Below are 9,011 nucleotides of genomic sequence, written 5' to 3' on the forward strand. Positions count from 1 at the left end.
TACCTGTAAATGTTACAAAAAATTAATAATCTGAGAATAATCTCGATCGCCAGTAAAGAAATTTTGGGGGTGACTGCGAATTTCTTGTCGTTTTGAAGCCGGCGCTTCAGAATAGACTTATTAATTTTATATTAAGGATTGCCGGAAATTTTCATATTTGCTGATTAATGGTACTTATCGGAAGATAAATTATACTTATAGGATGCAAAAATAAGAGGGCTGGCCAATAGTCTCCAACCCGCTTGTATAGCGGGTTTTGCCTGTAGAGAAGTAGAGAATCGGTGTTAACCGTCGGTATTTTTTTTAGTGATTAAAGCTGGTCAATTTCCCAAGCTGCTAACGGAAGTTTGGCTTGGCGCTGTCCGATCGCCCTTGCTCTAACATTCAAAAGACCGATCGGCGTATGTAACAAATCTACCAGATCGAGGCGGGCGAGATCACTTTTAGCCGCAGCAACCGGCAATTCCTTTAACAGCCACCTAGCCAGCCGATACAAATATTCGCCTGTGGTAAATTCACGCATCAAATCGACGCCGTGGAGTTCGTGCAAATATTTATTAGATTCGCCGTACCGATACCATTGACTTTGCAACTGTTTTATTGTAGAACGGTGGCGGTGTCGGACGATCGCACTTTCGGCAAAATACATTGTATAGGATGTTTCTCGCAAAATCCGCCAGCACAAATCCGCATCGCCACCACTCGTAAGGTAAGGGCGAAACAAACCGACTCCTGCTAAAATCTGCCTGCGTACAGCTAAGTTAGCCGTTTGACCGTAGGCACAAAAAGGGTGAGCGAGAGTATGTTTTTGAGATAAAGTATTGTCGCGGGCTGCGTGTTTTTCTAAGAGAGTATTACCGGGGAGGGCGAGAATTTCCCCCGCGCTAATTCCTACTTCTAAGTCAACAAACGGTTTAACTAAATTTTCCAGCCATTGAGTTTCGGGGCGACAGTCTGCATCGGTAAATGCAATGATTTCGCCTGTGGAGGCGCGAATCCCTTGATTGCGGGCGGCGTAGGAGCTTTGAATCTGGTTTTCGGTGAGGTGGCGAAGGGTTATTTGATTGAAATGGCTTCCTCCCCTTAGCAAGGGGGAAACTGAGGGGGGGTTAGATGCTGCGGTTTGGAGAATACTTGAAGTGCGATCGCGACTTTTGTTGTCTACTAAGAGATATTCTACTCTGTGTGGCGGATAAGTTTGCGATCGCAGACACTCAATTAAATCCGGCAAATCCCTCTCACCGTTATAAATAGGTACTACAACCGAAACAAGGGGTAAAAACTCCGCACTGTTCATTCATCCTCTCTGCTGGTTGTTGAATCAATCAGGAATAAAGTCCTTACTACGAACCAGTTTTATTGTAGTTTGATTTAAGGAATAATTTCTACAGCCGTTCCCTGGTGCACGAATTGATACAATTCCTCAACATCCTTATTTTCCAGTGAAACGCAGCCCAAAGTCCAGTTCGATCGCTCTTTAATTAACTTTTGTGAATTCGCCGGTACGCCGTGAATCCCGACTTCGCTACCCACACTATCGCCCCACCCAATTGTACCCTTTTTCTTAGCTTGAATATGTTTGCGCCAAGATTGTTTAGTTGGATAATCCAGCCACAGAAACTTCGACCAAGTATCGTGAGGATAAAGGTCTTTTATAGTAAAAATTCCCTCCGGCGTTCGCGAATCGCCTGCTTTTAGTTTGTCGCCTGCGGGATTGCTGCCAAATACAACAGGATAAGATTTGACAGGCTTTTTGTTGTCATATACAGTCAGCCTGTATTTGGATTTTTCTACCAGGATTGAAATCCTAGTTTTATCTAACTTATCCGGTTCGCCTAAAATTTGTGTTAGGGGTTTGCCGTAGTTTAATAAATTATCTGCCGGCAATTGCGTATGTAAAACATTTAAATCGTCTGCCGGACAGTTATTTGAGCAGAAAACATCTAAAATGTAGGGAACTGGAACAGCATAACCGAGTCTGACGAGTTTCCAGTAAAAAATTGAGCTAGCAGCTAGCAAGAAAATGCCCGCAGATGAAGCAATTATCCAAATATTGCGTTTTCTGTTTTTGAGTTCCATTGCATTAACTGCCAGTATCAGTTCTCAAAATTATAAGTTCGGAGCCTTGAACGGGCAAGATGCCCGTTCCACAACTGCATTTAGTGTGGAACAAGCATCTTGCCTGTGTTTGTGAAACAGGCCGGAAAGCCTGTTCTTGAAAATAGTAGAAAATATCTCTTACATACCCTGAAAAATCCCTTACCCCCATCCACTCTCAACTGTTACCAGCCAACATCAAAATCATTAACACTAACACCCCGTTAGTTAAATAAAAGATACCAACCACCTGAGTTTCCAGCCAGCCACACAGTTCTAAATGATGGTGCAGCGGAGCCATTTTTAACAGACGCTTGCCGATGCCATCCGGGCCTTTTGTAGCTTTGTAATAACCTACTTGAGCAATTACCGACAGCGTTTCTACAAAGAAAATCCCGCTGATAATTAATAATATCCAAAGGCTGTTTGTTAATAAAGCTACCGCACCCAACGCACCGCCCAAAGCTAAGGCCCCTGTATCGCCCATAAACACTTTGGCTGGATTGCGATTGTGAGTTAAGAAACCGAGACAACTGCCGCTGATGCAGGCGCAAAAAATCATTAATTCTGGCGAAGTTGAGGCTACAGATGCGCCTAATCCCAAAAGTGCGATCGCCCCTAAACCTCCCATCAACCCATCAACGCCGTCGGTAAGATTAGTAGCATTGCTTTCAGCAACTAACACAAAACCCGCCAGCGGCCAAAACAGCAAACCCAAAGGCAATACCCAACCGAAAGGCAAAGCAATGTTCGTAGAAATTGCTGGATTGTGCAACATTAACCACAGACAAAATAAAGCTGCAAAACCTATTTGCAAAGCCAATTTCATCCGGGGTGAAATACCTTTATTCGACTTGTGGCGCAGAATTTGCCAGTCATCCAGCCAGCCGATGAAACCGTAAGCTAAAGTTAAAGCAGATACTGCCACAACGTCTGAGTTAAAATTAGACCAGAGTAAAGCGACTGCGACTCCCGCCGGTACAAAAAAAACTCCGCCCATTGTTGGAGTTCCGGCTTTTTTTAAGTGGGCTTGGGGGCCGTCTTCGCGAATTATTTGTCCTGCTTTCAGTTTTTGGAGTACGGGAACTATTAGATAGCCCAATCCCGATGCAACGAAAGCACAAACCACTAGCGGTAAAAATAGCGAACGAGGCAAATTCAAAAATCTGCCCGCTGCTACATCTAAACCGATCGCTACAATGCCAAGTCCAAAACCCAGCACGAGCAATAAATTCCGACCTGTAAGTTTGAAAGGTATACTAAAAGGGATTCTTTCATCGACAAAGTTATCCATATCACTCCTGCACACACACCATTTGAGAATAAGCAATTGACAATTGAGGAATAGGGTGGAATACCGGAGATTGCAAAATCTCTTAGTTTTTATTCCCTGTTTCCGGTTGATTCTTTCACCCTGTTATCCGTTATTCGTCGCCTGCACCCGCATCATCTTCAGCTTCTTCTTCTAAATCATCGTAAGGATTGTCGTCAACTGCCATCAGTTCGGGAAATTCTTCTTCGTTGAGATAGTTGGGTTCTTGGACATCCCTTGCTAACAGGCGATTCTGAGATTCCAACCAGTCTAAAAGAGATGATTCCTGCTTTAATGGAATTACGTCCGCAGGCAAGTGGCGAGGGATTTGGCGCAGAGATGGGTTATACATGATTCTCGGTTTCTAAACGGAAAGACGCGATCGAGTAGAGGTAATATTTTGCCGAGTGACTGCTCTTTCGATCAATCGCTTGCACATCCGGCATTTAGCAGCGCTAGGGCATTATACCACAGAGACTGTTTGCTTCCGGATCTCGATAGGATGGCAGACCGAAAAGGAACTTGTCCCGAGCATGGGCCCCAGAATAACACTAAAATCCGCTCTTGCCAATCCTTTTTTAGCCGTAAGTATTGTAATCTGAGACGATCGCCCTTTAACAGATCCAGGACGCAAGGTTCTCTGGCAAGCGGCAGATTCACAACACTCTCCTGGTTTTCGAGTGAAGCCTGATGGCAAATAGCCTCTACATTGTTCAGTCAACTCTCAAGCAATAAATCTCAGGATGGATACCACCGCAGCCGTTTTATACAACAAAGAGGGTTACGACACCACAGGAAAGAGACTTCTGGGGCGTCATGCAGCCGGAGAAGGATTTCTCAAAAGCTTAGTCCAACACGGCACCGCTGACTCTCTCTACTGTTGTGCAGATAGCCAAACCACTTTTGAGGAATTTTGTGCCCGCATCGAACCTTGGCTGGAAACACCTCGGAAAGTCCGCTGGATTCCCACACAACGATCGGATTTGCTATCTCAACCGGGGACAATTTACCGACCCGATCCGGCCCTGGCAGATCTGGCTTGGGCGCGCAGATTTGTCGATCAGCGGGCCTACAGCATTTGCGGCGTTACCCACACAATCGGTACAAAATACGTCATGGAGGCGATCGGCGATTCGATCGCCGCACCGACACAGCCTTGGGACGCGCTGATCTGCACCTCTGGGGCCGTGAAAACAGCAGTAGAAGGAGTTCTGACGCAGTGGTCAGAATATTTAGCGCAGCGCAACGGCGGTCAACCGGAAATTTTGATCAAATTGCCAATTATTCCCCTAGGAGTCGATTGCAGCGCGTTTCCGCAGGGTGTGGAAGCAGTTAACAGCCGCCGCCAACAGCGACAAGAACTCGGCATTTCTCCCGGCGATATTGTTGTGTTGTTTGTCGGTAGATTAACTTTTTCGGCAAAAGCCCATCCCGTACCAATGTACATCGCCTTAGAACGGGCAGCACAGCAAACCAAAGCTAAAATCCACCTAATTCAAGCCGGTTGGATCGAAGATTTGAGAGAAGAACCCGACTTTAAAAATAGCGCGCAAATATTTTGTCCCTCCGTAAATGCTATTTTTTTAGATGGCAGAAAACCGGAAATTAGAATTAATATTTGGTCGGCGGCCGACATTTTTATTTCGCTTTCCGACAACATTCAAGAAACCTTCGGACTGACGCCAATCGAAGCAATGGCTAACGGACTGCCGGCCATAGTTTCTGATTGGAACGGATACAAAGAATCAGTACGCCACGAAATCGACGGCTTCCGCATTCCCACACTGATCCCGCCGCCAGAAGCTTGTTTAGATTTAGCCCTAAATTATCTCGACGGTAGTTTGAATTGGCCGACTTACATGGGTCACACTTCCCTAGCCACAGCAGTTGATATTGATGCTTGTACCCGTGCCTTGTGTCTGTTAATTGACAGCGCAGAATTGAGAAAGCGGATGGGCGAAAATGCCCGACAAAGGGCGAGGGAGATTTATGATTGGAAAGTAGTAATTGCTGCTTACGAACAGTTGTGGCGGGAATTAGCAGAAATTCGGGTTTCTGCACCGGAATCGGCACCTTTAAAACCAGGGAAACCGCCTTATCCGCTAAGTGACGATCCGTTTCGGGTGTTGGGCCATTATGCGACGAGAACTTTAACCAATGATATGATGCTGAGTCTGGGTGCGATCGCCACACCAGAACTTCTGAAAGAGTTGCAGACTATTTGGTTTAGCAGTTTCGGTCAAGACAGAAGAATCTCTGTTAAGATTCAGATGGAGATGTTAAAGGCGATCGAGCAAAAAGGCACTGTCAGCGCGGGCGAAATTCTCAGACTTTATGCCAAAAACGAGCAAGAATTAGCACACCTGTATCGGACGCTACTCTATCTCGTAAAATTTGGCGTGCTAGTCATTGGGAATCGGTAATGGTTCATGCTAAATCGAATAAGATTCGGCGGTTGAAACCACTCCTAATCAAACGATTTTCGCGGCTCGACTGAAGATTAAAATAAATCTAGGGTTCGCACTACGTACAGAGAAGAAGAGGGCGGGCTTTGCCATTTTTTCAGTCATTTGTATCATATATCCTTAGCTAAACCAGCCCCTAAAAAATGCTAATGACTAATGACTAATGACTAATGACTAATGACTAATGACTAATGACTACTGACTACTGACTACTGACTAATGACTAATGACTAATGACTACTGACTACTGACTAATGACTACTGACTACTGACTACTGACTCTTAAAAAACTATGCTTAAAAAATCTGGACTATTAGAGATAATTGCTGGTAAAAATCGCGGTTTGCTGGCGACTCCAAACGACAAACAGGCGATTTTAAGTGCGATCGCCCAATTGGAAGATTACAACCCTACATCTCGCCCCGTCGAAGCCGCAGAGCTTTTAGAAGGTGATTGGCGGTTGTTGTACACCAGCAGCCGCGCCCTGTTGAATATTGACAGTTTTCCACTGTTAAAATTAGGTCAAATTTATCAATCTATCCGCGTCAAAGAATCAAAAATTTATAACATTGCCGAAGTTTACGGATTGCCTTATTTAGAAGGAATTGTCAGCGTAGCTGCGAGATTTGAGGCCACCTCGGAACGGCGAGTGCAGGTGAAATTTGAGCGATCGATTTTGGGTTTAAGCAGGTTGATTGGCTATGAATCTCCGGCAAAATATATCGATGAGATTGAGTCGGGGAAAAAGTTTGCTGCTGTAGATTTCAAGCTGGATACTCGCGAACAGCAGGGATGGCTGGATATTACTTATTTGGATGGCGATTTGCGGATCGGGCGCGGCAATGAAGGAAGTGTTTTTGTCTTGACAAAAGAGTGATTTTGTGATGTTTGATTTAGTGCGATCGATTTTTTGCTTGAAAGTTGCGATCGATCTAAAATGATAAAGAAATCGGCTTTTTTGCGGTTTTTGCGGTTGGTAACGTGTCTTTTCAGCAAAAACCCGGTTTCTGGGTTCCCAGCAGATAAATATCAACTTCAGTTAGGATAAAACTATCCTTAATTTGGTTTTGAATTATGACTTCTACAACTGCAAAATTCATTGTGTCTCAAGTGGGTGAAATTCCCCAATGGCAAGCCGCGACATGGGAAGATTATGTAGCAGCTTGCAAAGATCCGTCTTTGGAAGAAGCCAGAATATTTTTTTATGAAGGATATCTTTGGATAGACATGGGAAATGAAGGGCCTCAGCACGCCAGATTTAATAACCTCTTGACTCTGGTGTTTGGATTTTGGTTTGTCAGCAAAGGAGGACAAGCTTTCGATGATTTGGGTGGATGTGTAATTGAAAAGCCAAAGGTGGGAGGAGGTGCGCCCGATCGCATTTTATATGTCGGCGGAGATTTCATCCAGTGGCAAAAAGGTGAACCGCGCCGAGTCAATCTGAATAAATCGCGAATCCCGGATTTAGTGATAGAAACTTCTGATACTACTTTGGCCAGCGATTTAGATCAAAAAAAGCGCTTGTATGCTGCTTTGGGAATTCCTGAATATTGGGTAGTAGATATTAAGGGCGAAAGAGTTTTGGCATTTCGATTGCAGGAAAACGGGCAGTATCAGGAATGCGAAATTTCTGGCGCACTTGAGGGATTACCAATTGCTTTGCTGTCGGAGACTTTGAAACTTTTGAATGAAGGCAATGGGACGGCGGCGATGTGGTTTGCTCAACAGATTGGGAATTTGTAGGCAGTTTAAATAAATGCAAATATTGTACCCTTTCAAAAAAAATACAACAATATTTGGTATGGTGGGTGGGAGTATCTCAGTTTTGATAGCGATTGAAATTGATTTTTGAGACGTTTCTCCAAGCCGTCCAGGCTGGGTAGTCATAAATTTTATAATTTGCACAACAAAACCTTACAAAAAATTCTTAATATCACACAAAAAAATGCTCCGACTCTCCCAAACCCAACTTAAAATCCTCAAAGAATGCGCCCGCAAATTTCAATATAGCTACCTAGAACTCCTCGCCACCACCACATCCCCAGAACAAAAACAAAAACTCACATGGGGCAGCCATTTTCACCTCTTGATGCAGCAGCGAGAACTCGGACTTCCCATTGAATCCATCATCCAACAAGACCCCGAACTGGGGCGCTGTGTAGCAGCATTTATCAACGCCGCCCCCGAACTTTTCGCAAACTCAGAAAATAGCGATCGCATTTTTCGCCAAGCCGAACATCCGCGCATCTTAATTTTTCAAGATTACCTATTCACAGTTATCTACGACTTATTAATCGCCGAACCCAACACAGCCCAAATCCTCGACTGGAAAACCTATCCCCGCCCTCAAAAATCTAAATGGATAGCCGAAAGTTGGCAAACTCGCCTCTATTTATACGTCTTAGTCGAAACCAGCGATTATTCCCCCGAACAAGTTTCTATGACATACTGGTTCGTCCAATTCCAAGGAAAAGAACCGCCACAAAAACTCACATTTTCTTACAATCAAACAGAACACGATCGCACAAAACAAGATTTAACCCAAATATTGCAGCAGCTAACCGACTGGCGACAGCGCTATACCGAAGGCGGCGAATTCTTCCCCCAAGTAGAAATTAGTGCCAATCTGTGCGATTCCTGTCAATTCGCCACTAGATGCAACCGTACCCAAGACACCCAAATTTCCTCACTAAACCTTCCGGCAGAAACTCCCGCAAATTGGCTGCCAAATCTTGCTATAATCGAGGAAATATCTATTTAATATCATGTTCGGTCGATCGACCATAATAAAAAACAGTTTGTAGTGCGGACTTAAATCCGCAGTTTCACACGACTTCTATGCGATGCTGCGAACCAATTTTATTGCAGTCAACCGACAGGACGCGATATAATTAAACCTTTTACTATGCAAAATCTTCGGACAGTTTCAATCTTGGACGCATGGGGATGCTAGAAACCCGGTTTCTACGAATTTTGGCGGCTATAAACGATAAATTTAGGAAGAAAACGGGTTTCTGATTTGTTAGCAAGCGAGGGGCGGGTTTATAGATATAGCCTTTCAAGCGAAAGATGAGGTACTGTCGGGCATAGGGCATTGGGCATAGGGCATTGGGCATAGGGCATTGGGCATAGGGCAT

9 protein-coding genes are annotated in these 9,011 nt (G+C 44.5%); 4 read left to right on the plus strand and 5 right to left on the minus strand.

Annotation, left to right across the window (positions count from 1 at the left end; translation table 11 throughout):
• Window positions 1-310: 310 nt before the first annotated feature.
• The 4 genes from IQ263_RS17735 to IQ263_RS17750 form a co-directional block, all read right to left on the minus strand.
• Window positions 311-1,297, minus strand: coding sequence for a glycosyltransferase family 2 protein (locus IQ263_RS17735; RefSeq protein ID WP_194068817.1), 987 nt, complete (start codon window positions 1,295-1,297; stop codon window positions 311-313).
• 74 nt (window positions 1,298-1,371) lie between these two features.
• The gene (locus tag IQ263_RS17740; protein ID WP_194068819.1) at window positions 1,372-2,079 is read right to left on the minus strand and encodes a L,D-transpeptidase family protein; all 708 of its coding nucleotides are present in this window, start codon (window positions 2,077-2,079) and stop codon (window positions 1,372-1,374) included.
• Between the two features lie 196 nt (window positions 2,080-2,275).
• Window positions 2,276-3,391: a phospho-N-acetylmuramoyl-pentapeptide-transferase gene (gene mraY, locus IQ263_RS17745; protein ID WP_194010308.1), complete on the minus strand. Its 1,116-nt coding sequence runs from the start codon at window positions 3,389-3,391 to the stop codon at window positions 2,276-2,278.
• A gap of 130 nt (window positions 3,392-3,521) precedes the next feature.
• Window positions 3,522-3,761, minus strand: a complete 240-nt coding sequence (locus IQ263_RS17750) for a DUF3134 domain-containing protein (RefSeq protein ID WP_194010307.1) — start codon at window positions 3,759-3,761, stop codon at window positions 3,522-3,524.
• 391 nt (window positions 3,762-4,152) lie between these two features.
• Between IQ263_RS17750 and IQ263_RS17755 the strand changes: the two genes are divergently transcribed.
• The 4 genes from IQ263_RS17755 to IQ263_RS17770 all read left to right on the plus strand — a co-directional run bounded on the left by IQ263_RS17755 (window position 4,153) and on the right by IQ263_RS17770 (window position 8,635).
• Entirely contained in the window at window positions 4,153-5,832 is a 1,680-nt protein-coding gene (locus tag IQ263_RS17755; RefSeq protein ID WP_194068821.1) for a glycosyltransferase family 4 protein, read from the plus strand.
• 334 nt (window positions 5,833-6,166) lie between these two features.
• Window positions 6,167-6,751 carry a PAP/fibrillin family protein gene (locus IQ263_RS17760; protein WP_194068823.1) on the plus strand — a complete coding sequence of 195 codons (585 nt, stop codon included), beginning with the start codon at window positions 6,167-6,169 and terminating at the stop codon, window positions 6,749-6,751.
• 197 nt (window positions 6,752-6,948) lie between these two features.
• On the plus strand, window positions 6,949-7,617 hold the full coding sequence (locus IQ263_RS17765; RefSeq protein WP_194068825.1) for a Uma2 family endonuclease: 669 nt from the start codon (window positions 6,949-6,951) through the stop codon (window positions 7,615-7,617).
• Between the two features lie 202 nt (window positions 7,618-7,819).
• The gene (locus IQ263_RS17770) at window positions 7,820-8,635 is read left to right on the plus strand and encodes a PD-(D/E)XK nuclease family protein (protein WP_194068827.1); all 816 of its coding nucleotides are present in this window, start codon (window positions 7,820-7,822) and stop codon (window positions 8,633-8,635) included.
• Between the two features lie 142 nt (window positions 8,636-8,777).
• Here the strand turns inward: IQ263_RS17770 and IQ263_RS28675 are convergent.
• Window positions 8,778-9,011, minus strand: a 234-nt coding sequence (locus IQ263_RS28675; RefSeq protein ID WP_228050144.1) for a hypothetical protein, incomplete at its 5' end; no start/stop codon positions are given.

This window comes from Tychonema sp. LEGE 06208, assembly GCF_015207505.1.
Classification (GTDB): Bacteria; Cyanobacteriota; Cyanobacteriia; order Cyanobacteriales; family Microcoleaceae; genus Microcoleus.